This window comes from Methyloversatilis universalis FAM5 (assembly GCF_000214035.2).
In the GTDB taxonomy this organism is placed as follows: domain Bacteria; phylum Pseudomonadota; class Gammaproteobacteria; order Burkholderiales; family Rhodocyclaceae; genus Methyloversatilis; species Methyloversatilis universalis.
This window is the reverse complement of sequence record NZ_AFHG01000059.1, coordinates 341664-356573: the sequence shown is the minus strand read 5'-3', so window position 1 is coordinate 356573 and position 14910 is coordinate 341664. Positions and strand designations below refer to the sequence as shown.

Here is a 14910-nt window from a genome sequence, read left to right as displayed (position 1 = left end):
CCGACACACGATGCCTTGCGAGTTTTTTGCATAATGACTTTCCAGCCACCGATATCGCCCCCATGGACGCCGCAGCCGCCATCGCCCACGCCCGCCGCCACAGCCGCTATCTCGCCCGCCAGCTCGAGGCGCGGCCGACCCTGGAAGAAGCGCTTTCCACCACGCTGCAGGCCCATATCAGCGCCGCGCTGCTGCTGGAATGGTTCGCCCAGACGCCGTTCGACGCGGGCGACGAGGCGGGGCTGAAATCGGCGCTGCGCCGGCTGCGCATCCGCACGATGGCCCATCTCATCGTGCGCGATCTGGCCGGGCTGGCCGATCTGGACGAAATCACCGAAGGCATGACCCTGCTGGCCGAGCAGACGGTCCGGGTGGCGGTGGACCAGGCGCGCGCCGGCCTGGTCGAGCGCTTCGGCGAGCCGCGCGGCGAGTCCGACAATTCGGTGCAGCCCTTCATCTGCATCGGCATGGGCAAGCTGGGCGGCCGTGAGCTGAACGTCAGCTCCGACGTCGATTTCATCTTCGTCTATCCGGAAGCGGGCGAAACCGACGGCGAAACCCCGACCGGCCCCGGCAAGCGCATCGACAATTTCGACTTCTTCACCCGACTCGGCCGCAAGGTGATCGAGCTGCTGGCCGACGTGACCGGCGACGGCTTCGTGTTCCGGGTGGACATGCGACTGCGGCCGAATGGCGATTCCGGCCCGCTGGCCTGCAGCTTCGACATGCTGGAAAACTACTTCGTCACCCAGGGCCGGGAATGGGAGCGCTACGCCTGGATCAAGGCACGCGCGCTGACCGGCGGCGTCAATGACGAGTTGGAATCGCTGCGCAAGCCCTTCGTGTTCCGCAAATACCTCGATTTCGGCGCGATCAACGCGATGCGCGACCTGCACGCGCAGATCCGGCGCGAGGTGGCGCGCCGCGACATGGCGGACAACATCAAGCTCGGCCCGGGCGGCATCCGCGAAATCGAATTCATCGCCCAGGTGTTCCAGCTGATCCGCGGCGGCCGCGAGAGCGCGCTGCAGATCCGGCCCACCCAGAAGGTGCTCGACCGGCTGGCGCTGCGCGGCGTACTGGGCGAAGAGGCGGTCGAACAGCTGCAGGACGCCTACGTGTTCCTGCGCCGGCTGGAGCACCGGCTGCAGTATGTCGAGGACGCCCAGACCCACAAGCTGCCGGCCACCGCCGAGGATCAGACACTGATCGCCTCGGCCATGGGCTTTGACGACTACGCCGCGCTGCTGGTCGAACTGGACCGCCACCGCGCCCATGTCAGCCGCCATTTCGACGCAGTGTTCGGCGCCCAGGACGCCGAAACATCAACGCCGCGCGCGGTGTGGCAGGACATCGAACAGTGCGAGGCCGGCGCCGGCGAATGCCGCAGCGCGCTGTCCGGCATGGGCTTTTCCGATGCCGACGAACTGGCGCACCGTCTGAGCGCCTTCAAGGGCGGCAGCCGCTACCGCCAGCTGCCGGACACCTCGCGTACCCGGGTGGATGCGCTGGTACCCAAGATGCTCGAAGCCTGCCGCGACACGCCGCAGCCCACCGCCACCGCGCTGCGCGGGCTGGACCTGCTGGAGGCGATCAGCCGGCGCGCCGCCTATCTGGCGCTGCTGGCCGAATTCCCGCAGGCGCTGGGCATGGTGGCGCGGCTGATCGGCGCCTCCAGCTGGGCCGCCACCTATCTGGTGCGCCACCCCATCCTGCTGGACGAACTGCTGGATACCCGGCTGCTCACCGCCGAACCGGACTGGCCGGCCTTCGAAGCCGGCCTGCGCGCCCAGCTCGACGAACTGGGCGACGACACCGAGCGCCAGATGGACATGATGCGCGACGCCCACCACGCCCAGGTGTTCCGGCTGCTGGCGCGCGACCTGGCCGGCGACCTGTCGGTCGAGCGGCTGTCCGACCACCTGTCGGCACTGGCCGACGCGATGCTGCGCATCACGCTGGACATGTGCTGGGGCAAGCTGCCGCGCCGCCACTGCGACAGGCCGCGCTTCGCGGTCATCGCCTACGGCAAGCTGGGCGGCAAGGAACTGGGCTACGCCTCCGACCTGGACGTGATCTTCCTGTTCGACGACACGCACGAGGCGGCGCAGGAAACCTACGCCCGGCTGGCCCAGCGCATGCTCACCTGGCTGTCCAGCCACACCAGCGCCGGCATCCTGTTCGAAACCGACACCCGGCTGCGGCCCAATGGCGAATCCGGCCTGCTGGTCAGTTCGGTCGAGGCCTTCCGCGACTATCAGCAGAAATCCGCCTGGGTGTGGGAGCACCAGGCCCTCACCCGCGCCCGCTACTGCGCCGGCGACGCCGGCGTGGGCGCACAGTTCGAAATCATCCGGCGGGAAGTGCTCACCCAGCCGCGCGACCTCGCGACGCTGCGCAGCGAAGTGCTGGCGATGCGGCAGAAGATGATGGACAACTATGGCAACAAGTCGCCGCTGTTCGACCTGAAGCAGGACCCGGGCGGCCTGATCGACCTGGAATTCGCGGTGCAGTACATGGTGCTGGCCCACTCCGGCGCGCACCCCGAGCTGACCGGCAACCTCGGCAATATCGCGCTGCTGCGCATCGCCGCCAGCGCCGGCCTGCTGCCGGCGGACGACGCGGTGGCCGCCGGCGATGCCTACCGCCGGCTGCGCCATCTGCAGCACGGACTGCGGCTGAACGACGCGCCCAAGGCGCGGCTGCCGGCGGACGACGTGCGGATCGAGCGGGCCGCCATCCGCGCGGTGTGGTCGCATCTGTTCGGCGACGCGGCGAACTCCGCGCCCTCGCCCTGACTCTGAGCAGCTATATGAACAGGAGTCCGGCATGATCTCCCTCACCGTCCGCCGCGGCCTGACCCGGACCGCGCTGCTTGCCAGTCTGGCGCTGCTGCTCGGCGGCTGCGTCACCGCGCCGCCGCGGCCGCCGGCGCCCACCACCGACGAAATCGTGCAGATGGCGAAGGACGGCATCCCGGCGGCCGAAATCATCCAGCGTCTGGAAGAAAGCCGCGCCCTCTACCCGCTCAAGGCCTCGCAGCTCGCCCAGCTCAGGCAGGACGGCGTGCCGGACGAAGTGATCGACTACATGCAGCAGACGCTGATCGAAACCGAACGCATGCGTGAAGCGATGCGCGAACGCGACCGCATGTGGATGTACGGCTATCCCTACTACCCGCCCTATCCCTGGGGCTACTGGCGCCGTCCTTACCGCTAGACCGCCGGCGGCGCCGCGCTCGGGCGCGCGGCGGTCGGTGTGCGCTTTCGGCCGCCGTCGCGGGCACCGGCCGGCCGGCGATGACCGGCCCGCTGTCAGGGCAGGCGGAATACGCGCCGGAAACCGTCGTTTCCGGGGCCGCTGACCCGGGCCACACAATGGCCTTGATCATATCCATAGAACTAAATATCACTTTTTTGAATAAGCATTGCTGAATAGACTGCGCGCTCCCTGAACCCGCGAGCGCGCCGTCGTGAAAATCCGCCACATCGATACCCGCCAGACCGAAGTCGGGCAAGCCCACGAAGCGCTCGGCCTGCCGCCGGTAGAGCAGGTGATCGTCCAGGCGCAGGCCCACCCGCTGGCGACCGTGGCCACCTGGTTCATGCTGTTCGTGCTGGTGGCGCTGCCGCTGTTCCTGCTCGGCCGCGGCCTGCCGCTGAACGACCCGGCTGCCGCGCTGCATGTGGTGATCGAGGTGGTCACCTCGTCCGAATTCCTGAAGGCAGCGGCGGTCGGCTTCATCGCGCAGAGCATCGACGGCGCGCTCGGCATGGCCTATGGCATTTCCGCCACCACCTTCCTGCTCGGCTCCGGCGCCAGCCCGGCAGTGGCCAGCGCCAGCGTGCATATCGCCGAAATCTTCACCACCGGGCTGTCCGGCCTGTCCCATCTCAAGCTGGGCAATGTGGACCGCAAGCTCATGCTCAAGCTGCTGATTCCGGGCGTGATCGGGGGCGTGCTGGGTGCGCTGGTGGTGACGCAGTTCGACGGCAGCCAGCTCAAGCCCTGGATTTCCGGCTATCTGCTGCTGATGGGGCTGTACGTGCTGGCCAAGGCCTGGCGCCATCGCCGCAAGCCGGCGCAGGAGCCGAAGCACGTCGCCAAGCTGGCGCTGTTCGGCGGTTTCGTCGATGCCGCGGGCGGCGGCGGCTGGGGCCCGGTGGTCACCACCAGTCTGGTCGGCGCCGGCAGCGATCCGCGGCGCACCATCGGCTCGGTGAATTTCGCCGAGTTCTTCATCGCGGTGTCCAGTGCCGGCGCCTTCGTGCTGTTCATCGACGCTGCCCCGTGGGCCACCGTGGCCGGTCTGGTCGCGGGTGGCCTGTTCGCCGCGCCGCTGGCTGCCTTCCTGTGCCGCGCCCTGCCGGCCCGTGCGCTGCTGGTGCTGGTCGGCCTGCTGATCAGTGGCCTGAGCCTGTACAACCTGTCGAAAGCGCTGGGCTGATCCGCTCGCCGCTTGATCTGTGTCTTGAGTCCCGGCCCTGCGCGCCGGGATAATCGGCGGATGAACCGTTACGCCAACACCGCCGCCTACCGCTTCGTGAAACTCGACGACCGCGAGGCGCTGCGGCCCCGCATCCAGGAACTGGCGCAGTCACGCGGCCTGCTCGGCACCGTGCTGCTGGCCAGTGAAGGCATCAACCTTTTCCTCGCCGGTCTCGAAGCCGATCTGCGCGGCTTCTTCGACGCGCTGGCCGAAGACCCGCGCTTCGCCGGCATGGACGTGAAGTGGAGCCACTCGGATTCACTGCCGTTCAAGCGCCTGCGGGTACGGCTGAAGAAGGAAATCGTCACCGTCGGCCAGCCGGATTTCGACCTGAACGACACGCCGGCGCCCTATCTGCCGGCGGCCGAACTGAAGCGCTGGTACGACGAAGGCCGCAAGTTCGTCATCATCGACACCCGCAACCGCTGGGAAATCGAAAAGGGCAGCTTCGACAACGCGCTCGATCCGGGGGTGGACAGTTTCGGCCAGTTCCCGGCCGCGCTCGAACAGTACGCCGAGCTGAAGGACACGCCCATCGTCACCTTCTGCACCGGCGGCATCCGCTGCGAAAAGGCGGCGCCCATCATGAAGAAGGCCGGTTTCAATCAGGTGTGGCAGCTGGAAGGCGGCATCCTGCGCTACTTCGAGGAAGTGGGCGGCGCCCACTGGCACGGCGACTGCGTGGTGTTCGACGACCGCGGCGCACTGAAGCCGGACCTGAGCCCGGCGGACTGAATCGGAGTTGTCGTCAGGGCGCAGCAGCCGAATGCGCAATCAAGCCGTCTGACCGCCGCACTCAGGCTGCCGCGGTACCGCGCAGCTTCCTTATGCCCAGCACCACCGCCAGCGTGATCGCGCCGGCGACCACGCCGGTCAGCGCATCCGCGAGAAAGGGCAGCAGCACGCCGGCCACGCCGCCGACCGCTTCGGCCTGGTGCGCGATGGCGTGGTGCAGCGCCGGAATGCCGTGCGTCAGGATGCCGCCGCCGACCAGGAACATCGCCGCGGTGCCGGCCACCGACAGCGCCTTCATCAGCCAGGGCGCCAGCGCCAGAATGCCGCGCCCCAGCGCCCGGGTGGCGCCCGACGCGCTGCGGCTCAGGTAGAGCCCGGCGTCGTCCAGCTTCACGATGCCGGCCACGAGGCCATAGACGCCCACGGTCATGATGGCCGCAATGCCCGACAGCACCGCGACCTGGGTGCCGAAAGGCGCATCGGCCACAGTGCCCAGCGTGATCGCGATGATTTCGGCGGACAGGATGAAATCGGTGCGGATCGCGCCCTTCACCTTGTCTTTTTCGAGCGCCACCAGATCGACCTGTTCGTCGGCCAGTGCCTTCACGTGCTCGGCGTGGGCGGCCGCGTCGTCCTCGGCGCTGTGCAGGAATTTGTGCGCCAGTTTCTCGACGCCTTCGAAACACAGGAACAGCCCGCCCACCATCAGCAGCGGTGTCACCGCGGCCGGCAGGAAGGCGCTGATCGCCAGCGCCGCCGGCACCAGGATGAGCTTGTTGCGCACCGACCCCATGGCCACCGCCCACACCACCGGCAGTTCGCGGTCGGCCTTCACGCCGGCCACCTGCTGTGCATTCAGCGCCAGATCGTCGCCGAGCACGCCGGCGGTCTTCTTGGCGGCGACCTTGGTCAGGACGGACACGTCGTCCAGTACGCTGGCGATGTCGTCGATCAGTGCGAGCAGGCTGGCTCCGGCCATGGCGAAATCCTGTGTGGGTGGCGAAAGTCGATCCGCGGCGCATGCTACCGGAAGACGGTGACATGTCCGCGCCGGATCACGAGGCCGGCGGCCGCCGCAGGTAAATATCGCATGCGTGCGCGACACCGGAGGCGGCCAGCCAGAACAGCACCACGCTGGCACCGCCACCGGTGACCGCCGCGCGCAGCGCCAGCATCAGGCACAGGCCGGCGGCCAGCGTGGGCAGCCAGCGGCCCGGCGCAAGGCCGAGTCCGCGCCGGCGGTGCAGCAGCGCCAGCGCGACCGCTTCGAAAAGAACCCCCAGCATGATGAGGTCGATCAGCAGGCCACTGGCCAGTAGGTCGGACATGTGATTGCTCCACGCGTGCAGTCGCGGCACGATGCCGCATCCTTCGCATAACTTACAGGACTGGCGCGTTCACGCCGCTTACCCCTTCGCAATGCACGCTCCCGGCCCCCACTCACTGTCGCAGCGCCTCAGACAGGTGACCGCAGAACACCACGCGCGGGTCGAGCGCAGCGGCCCGATGCCCGCCCTGCTGCGCGGTGAGCTCGGGCGCACCGCCTACTGCACGCTGCTGCGCAATCTGCACCCGATCTATCGTGAGCTCGAAGCGGCGCTCGAGCGGCATGCGGCGCATCCCGACCTGGCCGCGCTGGAACTCGACCGTCTGGCGCGCCGGGCGGCGCTCGAAGCCGATCTGCAGACGCTGCATGGCGGTCGGGACTGGGCGGACGCACTGCCGCTGGTCGCGCCGGCCGCCGCCTACGCGGCCCACCTGCGTGCACTGTCGGCGAGCTGGCCGGAGCGGCTGCTCGCCCATGTGTATGTGCGCTATCTGGGCGACCTGCAGGGCGGGCAGATACTGCAGCGCATCGTCGCCCGCCGCTTCGCGCTGGACGGCGAGGCCGGCACCCGCTTCTACCGTTTCGGCCCCGATGCGCCGGCCGACCTCAGCGCGCGGCTGCGTGCCGCGCTCGACCGCCCCCATCTGGACGAAGCCACCCGGGCAGCCATCGCGGACGAGGCGTCAGTGGCTTTCCTGCGTCATGTGGACATTTTCGAGGCGCTGCCGGTCAGCGACGCCGAGCCGCTCAGAGCGGACGGCTGAATTCGCGCAGGCGGGCATAGACCGCCGCGGCCCGCGTCGCCGACGCTTCCAGTTCCTCGATCAGCGTGGCGACCGGGATGGACGCCGTGGTGTCGGTCAGCTCCATCGCCGCCACGCTGGCGTTGGCCAGAATGGCGCCCATCACCTCGTCCGGCAGGCCCGGTGCGTCGCGCGTGGTGCGCCGCGCATCGGCCTGGCCGGTCAGGGTGAGCGACTGTTCGAGATGGCGGCGCGCCGCCTCGGTGCGCTTGGCGTCGGTCAGGTCGGTAAACATCAGGATGCATCCGAGCACCGCACCGCCCGGGCCCGGCACGACGTCGGCGCGCACGCCGAGGGCGAGACCGCCCGCGGCGCGCATCCGCCATTCGCCCCGCCAGGACACCCGTCCGTCGCGCAGCGAGCTCAGCACTTCGCGCACCGCGTCCGTATCGTCGAACAGCGTCGCCAGCTCGTCGAAACTGCCCGGCTGCGGGCTGCCAACCGGCAGGATGCCCGCCAGCGCCGGGCTGGGAAACAGGATGCGGCCGTCGCCATCGGCGACCAGCAGCGGCTCCGGCGACTCATCGACCGCGGCCCGGAATCTTTCCAGCTGGTGCTGGGCGATGAGCAGGCGCACCGCCTGCGTCTGCATGATCACGTCGCGCAGCGAGGCGCCGATCGCGCGGGCCAGCGCCAGATCGGCGCGCGACCACGGTGCGGCGGTGCCGCGCACGATTTCCGACCAGGCCTCGAATGACCGTCGCGGCGACAGCGTCAGCGGATCGTTGTCGACCATGGGCTTGGCCGGGTCGCCGGCCCAGGTGAGCTTGGCACGCTGTTCGCGCCGGAACCACATCAGCAGATTGCGGCCGCGTGTCGACAGGTCGATCGCCAGCACGCCGCACACCACCGGCGTCAGGCCGGCCAGCGCCGGGTTGGCGCGCTCGACCGACACGCAGCTGAACAGCATCTGTTTCATTTCGCCGGCCGCCCAGCCGGCCAGCGCGCGTACCGCCCCGGTGGACGGCACCTCGCCCGCGGTCAGCAGTTCGCCGTCGTGCAGCAGCGCGACGCCGCTCGCCTCCATCGGCTGCAGCAGGGTGCGCGCGTTGCGCATCAGCGCCGCCCGCCAGTCGCCTTCGGTCGAGGTGGCCTCGATCAGGCGCAGTTCCATGCGCCGCACCAGCAGGTCGACCTGGGTGCGCACATAGTTCTCGATCGCCGCAATGCGGGTCGACATGACCTCGGCCAGCACATCGACCGCGGCGCGCTGGGCGTAATGGATGCGCCGCGGCGCGTAGTGATGACAGGCGATCAGCCCCCACAGCCGCCCTTCACGGACCAGCGACACCACCAGCGTGGCGGTGACGCCCATATTGCGCAGGTACTGGATGTGCAGTGGCGACATGCTGCGCAGGTGGCACATCGACATGTCCAGCTCTTCACCGGTATGCGGCAGCAAGCGCGGCTCGACCGCGACCGGCAGGTAGCGCGCATCGACCAGCACGCGCACCCGGTTGCGCAGATAGAGATCGCGCGCGCGCTGCGGAATGTCGGTCGCCGGATAGCGGTGACCGAGCAGGGTGTCGAGCCGGTCGTCCCGCGCCTCGGCAACGATTTCGCCGTGGCCGTCGGCATCGAAGCGGTACACCATCACGCGGTCGTAATGCGTCAGTTCGCGTATCGACTGCACCGCGGTATCGGCCAGCGCGTCGATGCTCATCGCCTCGCTGAAGCGCCGCACTGCGGTCGCCAGCAGCGCCTGCGCCGCCGCGTCCTCGGCCGCCGGGCCGGCGGTTTCGAGCTCGACGATGAGCGTGCCCGACTGCCCGCGATGCGCCATGCCTTCGAACTGCCGCAACAGGCCGCCGTGGCCGGTCGTGCAGTGGAAGGGCGCAAGTTCCTCGGGCGTCAGCGCGGCGCGCAGTCCGGCCAGACGGTCGGCCAGATCGCCGCCCAGTGCCGACAGCGGCGCGTCGACTACCGCTGCGTGGGCTACGCCGAGCCACTGTTCGGCGTTGAGGCTGGCCTGCAGCACCCGGAAGTCGTCGTCGCGCACGACCAGCAGCACGCCGTGCGGCTGTATCGAGCCGGCAAGATGGATGAGCTCGCGCTCGCAGTTGGTCAGGTCCGCCTGACCGAAAGGCGGACTGTAGAGAGGATCGTTCACTTTGCGTGACCGCTCAGTGCATGTGACCCCTGTCCCTCGCGCCGGGACCGCGCGGCTGCACGGCGCGGATGATGAGGCCGATGTTGTTCGAGTCTCCGTTATGGATCAGCACGGCCGACAGTTCAACATCGACCGCGTGGCCGCGCTCGTTGCGCAGGCGGGTAGCGAGGCGCAGCGTGCCGCTCTGCCGCACCGCGGCGAGCAGTACGTTCAGCGCCTCACCGCCGTCAGACAGCCAGTCAGCCATCGAACGGCCGCGCAGCGAGGCCGCTTCGTTGCCCTGCACCAATTCAACGAAAGCCGGGTTGGCGCTCAGCAGCAGACCCTGTTCGTCGGTGAAGGCCACCGCGTCGGGCGTCAGGCGCACCAGCTCGGGCAGCATCGGATCGTCGGCGACCGGCGGGATCTGGCCGCCATCAGGCCAGGCGCGCATCAGCAGCAGCGTGCTGCCTTCGTCGCGGAACAGCGATACCCAGGCATGGATGCGACCGCCGGACGCCAGCTCGAACATCGCGTCGCCCGGGCGCTCGGACACGCGCACCGTGCCCAGCAGTTCTTCCAGCGCAGGCAGCGATGCCGGCGCCAGCGCGTAGCCGGCATGCCGGCCGGGCATGTCCTGCAGGGTGCCACCGAAAAGACGGCCGGCGGCCCGGTTCGCATCGACGATGCGCAGCGTGTCGGCATCGACCACCAGCACCGCGTCGGTGGCGATCTGGAACAGCAGCCGATAGCGTGTTTCCGCCTGCCGCATGCGCCAGTAGTCGCGTTCCATCGACTGCTGGGCATCGACCAGACGCTGCTGCATCGCGGACACCGCGCGCAGATCGCGTCCGACCACCAGCAGCGGGCCGCCGTGACCGAGGCGCACCGCGGTATAGGCCACCGGCAGGTCGCTGCCGGCCGGCGACGGGTGGTTGATGTGACGGGTACGCGACACCCCCGACTCGGCGGCCTCGCTCAGCAGGTCCTCGACCTTGCGGCGGGTGTCCGGCGTGACGGTGTCTATCCACTGGCGGCCCAGCCATTCGCCGGCGGCGGCGCTGACCGGCTCGGTGCCGCCCAGCGCGACGCTGCGGATGACGCCCTGGTCGTCGATCACCAGCGCGATGTCGCTGGCGACCGACACGAGCATGTCCGCCAACTCCGGGGCCACATCGGAGAAGGCGCTCAGGTCTCCTGGATCATTCGGTAGCTTGTTCACGGCATGGGCCTGGTAAGCGGGGCGGTATCGACCGACCTGCTGAGAATTTCGGGCCCGGCCTGGACCGGGACATGCGCTGCCGCGTAGAGGGGAAACCCCGGTGCGCTCTATTCAGGGGGGCAGGCCTGCGGAAGACCGGACTGCCAGCGGCGCGTTCGCGACAACGACCTCAATGGTCTGAGTTTAACGCGTCCTGCTGCGGCAAGTCGCGCGCCGGAACACGCAAACGGTATCAAAAGGCAGCGCGGATCAGGCGAAGGGTGCGTTCAGACGGACGATGGCCAGATTGAGCACGGCCGCAAACGCGACCCAGGCCGCATAGGGCAGCAGCAATGCTGCCGCGCGCGCGGACCACGGTCGCAGACGCACCATCAGGAACAGCACCGACAGCCACAGCAGCACGACTTCGGCCAGCGCCCAGTCGGGACGGCGCAGATGGAAGAACAGCGCGCTCCACAGCACGTTCAGGCCGCCGTTGGCGGCGAACATCGCCAGCAGCTGGCGGCGCCCCCGCGCGTCCGGCGCGTACCGCCAGCCGAGCACGCCGGCGGCGGCGGAAAGACCGAAAATCAGGGTCCAGGCCGGCCCGAAGGCCCAGTCCGGCGGCTGCCAGGCGGGCTTTGCGAGCGCGCGGTACCAGTCGCTCAGGTCGGTCATGGCGCCGCCCAGACCGGCCACCGCGAGCGCGGCCAACGCAGCGATGGCCACCGACTTCCAGCGCCCGGCCGGACGCGCGTTCATGGCGACACGATGCCGCAGAGGTGGGCAAGGTCCTTGAAAAAGATGCGCATGTGCGCGAGCGGCCGGGCGCGGACCAGACGCTTGTGCATGTAGGCCTGCCAGGTGAGGTGCTGCACGTCCGGGTCGCGGCAGATGCTGACGAAGCGCTCGCGCCGCCGGTCGCTGGCGTACCAGAAGCGCTGCATGATGCCGAGCACCATGAACACCCGGCCGTGCGCCTTCATGAAGCGCTTGCGCGCCAGGCCCAGCGCGCGCGCGTCGCCGGTGACCAGATAGGTGTCGACCGCCTCGGCCGCCAGCCGGCCGCCGCTGAGCGCGTAATAGATGCCCTCGCCCGAGGCCGGTGCGACAACGCCAGCCGCATCGCCGGCCAGCACGACGTCGCGTCCGTTGTCCCAGCGCCGGAGCGGCCGCATCGGGATCGGCGCGCCTTCGCGGCGCACGGTGCCGGCGCTGCCCAGGCCGGCACTGTCGCGCAGCGCGCTGACGCCACCGCGTATCGAGAAGCCCTTGCGCGCCGAGCCGACGCCCACGCTCACCGTGTCGCCATGCGGAAATACCCAGCCGTAGAAGTCCGGCGACAGCCGGCCCTGGTAATAGACATCGCAGCGGCTGCCGTCAAAGCCGGCCTGCGGCGCCCGCACGATCTCGTGGTAGGCGAACACGCAGGGCACTTCGTCGGCGCCGGGCACGCATTGCCGGCCCACTTCGGACAGCGCGCCATCGGCGCCGATGATGGCGCGGGCGCGCACGCAGCGCTCACCCTGCTCCCCGACCCGGTAATGGATGACCGCCGAGCCGGCACCGTCACGGCTCACCCGCAGGAAACGCCCGGTACGCCGGTGCGCGCCGGCCAGTTCGGCCCGCTCGCGCAGGTATTCGTCGAACTGCTCGCGATCCACCATGCCGACAAAACCGCCATCGATCGGCATGTCGACCTCGCGTCCGCTGGGCGACACCATGCGCGCGGAGCGGGCGCGGGCGACCAGCAGTTCGTCCGGAATGCGGAATTCCTCGATCGCCTTCGGCGGTATCGCGCCGCCGCAGGGCTTGATGCGCCCGCCGCGGTCGAGCAGCAGCACCGCGTATCCGCGGTGCGCCAGATCGGTCGCCGCCGTGGCGCCCGCCGGGCCGCCACCCACCACCACCACGTCGTAGCTTTCCATGGTCACGCCTCGCCTTCCACACGCGTCATCAGCGGCAGCGGCGCGGTCGGCGCGTGCGCCGCCACGGTCACCGGCTGCAGGCCGGAAATCCGCGTCGCCATGCCGGCCGACACGACGAACAGCAGCGCCTCGCCGGCGAACACCAGCGCATAGGCGACGCCCGGTTCGGCGATCAGCGCGCGCGCCAGGTCGACCGCCACCGTGCCGGCGAATCCGCCCAGCGCGAAAGCGATCGCCTGCGCCGCGCCCCACAGCCCCATGCGCACGCCCTCGCGTCCGGCGCCGCCCCGTCCAGCCAGTCGCATCATCGACGCGATCGCCGCCACCGCGAACGCGCCATTGGAAACACCGAGCAGGAACACGGTTTCGCGCAAGGGCCAGCCCTGGCCGCTGAAGCCGGCGGCGGTCAGGCCCGCCAGCGCGCAGGCGGAGGCGATGCAGCCGCCGATGATCCACAGCCGCAGCGAGCCGATCTGCCGGCCGCCGAACACGGTGCCGGTCAGTGCCACCAGCAGCATGCCGGCGAACACGCCGCCGTGCTGCAGCCCGGACAGCTGGGTGGACTGCCCCGGCGAATAGCCGAACACGGTGCCGGCAAAGGGTTCGAGTATCAGATCCTGCGCGCTGTAGGCGAGCATGGACACGAATACGAACAGTGTAAAAAGCCGCGCATGCGACTCGCCCCAGACCTGGGCGAGTGCAGCGCGGAATGGGGTGCTCTGAGGGGTGCCCTTGGGAGGAGAGTGCGGCAGCCCCGTCGACACCGCGTTCGCGGCAGGGGCGCCACCCTCGACGCCGCGTACGGCGACGAGTGCAAGCATGAAGGCGCAGGCCGAGGTAGCGGCGACGACCTGCAGCAGCCGCTCGCCGGAAAACGGATCGAGCAGCCTGCCGGTGATGCCGGCGGTCAGCGCGAAGCCGAGAATCATCATCATCCAGACAATGGTGGCGGCGGCTGCGCGGCGACCGTCCTCCACGCGCTTGGCGAGCAGCACCAGCAGCGAGGTGCCGGCGGCGCCGACACCGACGCCGATCAGCGCGAACGCCAGCACCGCCAGCGCAACACCGGCGGCGAAGTGATCGGCCATCAGTACGGTGGCGACCGCAGCCAGCGTACCGCCGGCGGCCAGCAGCGCCATGCCGCCGATGATCCACGGTGTGCGTCGCCCGCCGAGATCGGAGCCGTGACCGAGCCGCGGCCGCAGCATCTGCACCGCGTAGTGCAGCGCGACCAGGATGCCGGGCAGCATGGCGGGCAGCGCCAGCTCGACCACCATGACGCGGTTCAGCGTCGAGGTGGTCAGCACCACGATGGCGCCAAGCGCGGTCTGTACCAGACCGAGACGGAAGATGCCGAGCCAGCCGAGCGGCGTGTTCATGTCAGTCACCTCCGAGTGCGCGCAGCGCAAAGGCGCTCACCAGCATGCCGACCACGTAGAGCGTGATGCCGGTGCCGTTGTACCAGGGCGCACGGCCGCGCGGATCGTCCAGCAGGCGCGACATCAGCATGAGCTGTACGCCGAGCAGCAGGCCGACCAGCGCGGCATGCACCGGTGCGCCCCAGTGCGCGAGCAGCGCAACGACCACGATCTGCGGCAGCGCCATCACCCAGCAGGCGACGCGGCCGGCACGTGCGACGCCCAGCTGCACCGGCAGCGAAGCGATGCCCATGCGGCGGTCGCCCTCGACCGACTTGAAATCGTTCAGCGTCATGATGCCGTGCGCACCGGCGCTGTACAGACCGGCCAGCAGCAGGCTGCGCAGATCGGGCATGCTGCCGCCGGCCATCACCGCCGCGCCGGTCACCCAGGCCAGCCCTTCGTAACAGAGCGCGCAGGCGCTGTTGCCCCACCAGCCGTTGGCCTTCAGCCGCAGCGGCGGCGCGCTGTAGGCCCAGGCCAGCAGCAGGCCGACCGCGGCCGCGGCAAAGCCCCAGGGACCGAGCGCAGTGGCCACCGCGAGCGACAGCGCGGTCCAGATGACCGCGATGTAGAGGCCCCAGTGGCCGGGCATGCGACCGGATGGAATCGGCCGCTGCGGTTCGTTGATCGCATCGACATGGCGGTCGAACCAGTCGTTCACCGCCTGACTGGTGGCGCAGACCAGCGGCCCCGCCAGCAGCACGCCGAGCAGCACCACCTGCCAGCGCTCGCCGGCCGGCAGGCCGGACGCCACGACGCCACAACCGAAAGCCCACATCGGCGGAAACCAGGTGATGGGCTTGAGCAGTTCGGCAACGGCAGAGAGAGCAGGACGTGTCATGAGCTAACAGTAGGCTTGACACACCAGAGCGTCAAGACAAACTTACACTCAATCAGTCTATTTTGATTTACATCTC

13 protein-coding genes are annotated in these 14910 nt (G+C 69.5%); 5 read left to right on the top strand and 8 right to left on the bottom strand.

The genetic code is table 11. The features are described from left to right. Positions 1-62: 62 nt before the first annotated feature. The 4 genes from glnE to trhO all read left to right on the top strand — a co-directional run bounded on the left by glnE (position 63) and on the right by trhO (position 5224). Positions 63-2798: a bifunctional [glutamate--ammonia ligase]-adenylyl-L-tyrosine phosphorylase/[glutamate--ammonia-ligase] adenylyltransferase gene (glnE, locus tag METUNV1_RS19505; RefSeq protein WP_008064811.1), complete on the top strand. Its 2736-nt coding sequence runs from the start codon at positions 63-65 to the stop codon at positions 2796-2798. Between the two features lie 31 nt (positions 2799-2829). After that, complete coding sequence (locus METUNV1_RS19500) at positions 2830-3219, top strand: hypothetical protein (RefSeq protein ID WP_008064810.1); 390 nt, start codon at positions 2830-2832, stop codon at positions 3217-3219. 253 nt (positions 3220-3472) lie between these two features. Beyond that, complete coding sequence (locus METUNV1_RS19495) at positions 3473-4447, top strand: sulfite exporter TauE/SafE family protein (RefSeq protein WP_008064809.1); 975 nt, start codon at positions 3473-3475, stop codon at positions 4445-4447. 60 nt (positions 4448-4507) lie between these two features. Then, entirely contained in the window at positions 4508-5224 is a 717-nt protein-coding gene (gene trhO, locus METUNV1_RS19490) for an oxygen-dependent tRNA uridine(34) hydroxylase TrhO (RefSeq protein WP_008064808.1), read from the top strand. Between the two features lie 61 nt (positions 5225-5285). Here the strand turns inward: trhO and METUNV1_RS19485 are convergent, their stop codons facing one another. Further along, positions 5286-6203, bottom strand: a complete 918-nt coding sequence (locus METUNV1_RS19485; protein ID WP_008064807.1) for a DUF808 domain-containing protein — start codon at positions 6201-6203, stop codon at positions 5286-5288. 76 nt (positions 6204-6279) lie between these two features. Next, the gene (locus tag METUNV1_RS19480) at positions 6280-6552 is read right to left on the bottom strand and encodes a hypothetical protein (RefSeq protein ID WP_008064806.1); all 273 of its coding nucleotides are present in this window, start codon (positions 6550-6552) and stop codon (positions 6280-6282) included. A 91-nt stretch (positions 6553-6643) separates the two neighbouring features. Here METUNV1_RS19480 and METUNV1_RS19475 point away from each other — a divergent pair, with 91 nt between their 5' ends. Beyond that, complete coding sequence (locus tag METUNV1_RS19475; RefSeq protein WP_043360370.1) at positions 6644-7315, top strand: biliverdin-producing heme oxygenase; 672 nt, start codon at positions 6644-6646, stop codon at positions 7313-7315. On the opposite strand, the gene METUNV1_RS19470 is transcribed toward METUNV1_RS19475, so the two are convergent. The 6 genes from METUNV1_RS19470 to chlG all read right to left on the bottom strand — a co-directional run bounded on the left by METUNV1_RS19470 (position 7299) and on the right by chlG (position 14834). Continuing rightward, on the bottom strand, positions 7299-9464 hold the full coding sequence (locus METUNV1_RS19470) for a GAF domain-containing protein (RefSeq protein WP_008064804.1): 2166 nt from the start codon (positions 9462-9464) through the stop codon (positions 7299-7301). The genes METUNV1_RS19475 and METUNV1_RS19470 overlap by 17 nt on opposite strands. Positions 9465-9477: 13 nt before the next feature. Then, positions 9478-10596 carry a transcriptional regulator PpsR gene (gene ppsR, locus METUNV1_RS19465; protein ID WP_008064803.1) on the bottom strand — a complete coding sequence of 373 codons (1119 nt, stop codon included), beginning with the start codon at positions 10594-10596 and terminating at the stop codon, positions 9478-9480. Between the two features lie 318 nt (positions 10597-10914). Beyond that, complete coding sequence (locus METUNV1_RS19460; RefSeq protein ID WP_008064802.1) at positions 10915-11406, bottom strand: TspO/MBR family protein; 492 nt, start codon at positions 11404-11406, stop codon at positions 10915-10917. Further along, positions 11403-12572 (bottom strand): geranylgeranyl diphosphate reductase, encoded by a 1170-nt coding sequence (locus tag METUNV1_RS19455; RefSeq protein WP_008064801.1) that lies wholly within the window; start codon positions 12570-12572, stop codon positions 11403-11405. The genes METUNV1_RS19460 and METUNV1_RS19455 overlap by 4 nt, the downstream gene beginning before the upstream one ends. Before the next feature lie 2 nt (positions 12573-12574). Beyond that, a complete protein-coding gene (locus tag METUNV1_RS19450; protein WP_008064800.1) occupies positions 12575-13951 on the bottom strand; it encodes a BCD family MFS transporter in 1377 nt (458 codons plus the stop codon). A 1-nt stretch (position 13952) separates the two neighbouring features. Continuing rightward, positions 13953-14834, bottom strand: coding sequence for a chlorophyll synthase ChlG (chlG, locus tag METUNV1_RS19445; protein ID WP_081471395.1), 882 nt, complete (start codon positions 14832-14834; stop codon positions 13953-13955). Positions 14835-14910: the final 76 nt, after the last annotated feature.

Coding starts and splice junctions, on each gene's coding strand:
- METUNV1_RS19460 (WP_008064802.1), bottom strand. CDS start 11,406: ATGAACGCGCGTCCGGCCGGGCGCTGGAAGTCGGTGGCCATCGCTGCG.
- METUNV1_RS19455 (WP_008064801.1), bottom strand. CDS start 12,572: ATGGAAAGCTACGACGTGGTGGTGGTGGGTGGCGGCCCGGCGGGCGCC.
- METUNV1_RS19485 (WP_008064807.1), bottom strand. CDS start 6,203: ATGGCCGGAGCCAGCCTGCTCGCACTGATCGACGACATCGCCAGCGTA.
- chlG (WP_081471395.1), bottom strand. CDS start 14,834: ATGACACGTCCTGCTCTCTCTGCCGTTGCCGAACTGCTCAAGCCCATC.
- METUNV1_RS19450 (WP_008064800.1), bottom strand. CDS start 13,951: ATGAACACGCCGCTCGGCTGGCTCGGCATCTTCCGTCTCGGTCTGGTA.
- ppsR (WP_008064803.1), bottom strand. CDS start 10,596: ATGCTCGTGTCGGTCGCCAGCGACATCGCGCTGGTGATCGACGACCAG.
- METUNV1_RS19500 (WP_008064810.1), top strand. CDS start 2,830: ATGATCTCCCTCACCGTCCGCCGCGGCCTGACCCGGACCGCGCTGCTT.
- trhO (WP_008064808.1), top strand. CDS start 4,508: ATGAACCGTTACGCCAACACCGCCGCCTACCGCTTCGTGAAACTCGAC.
- glnE (WP_008064811.1), top strand. CDS start 63: ATGGACGCCGCAGCCGCCATCGCCCACGCCCGCCGCCACAGCCGCTAT.
- METUNV1_RS19475 (WP_043360370.1), top strand. CDS start 6,644: ATGCACGCTCCCGGCCCCCACTCACTGTCGCAGCGCCTCAGACAGGTG.
- METUNV1_RS19480 (WP_008064806.1), bottom strand. CDS start 6,552: ATGTCCGACCTACTGGCCAGTGGCCTGCTGATCGACCTCATCATGCTG.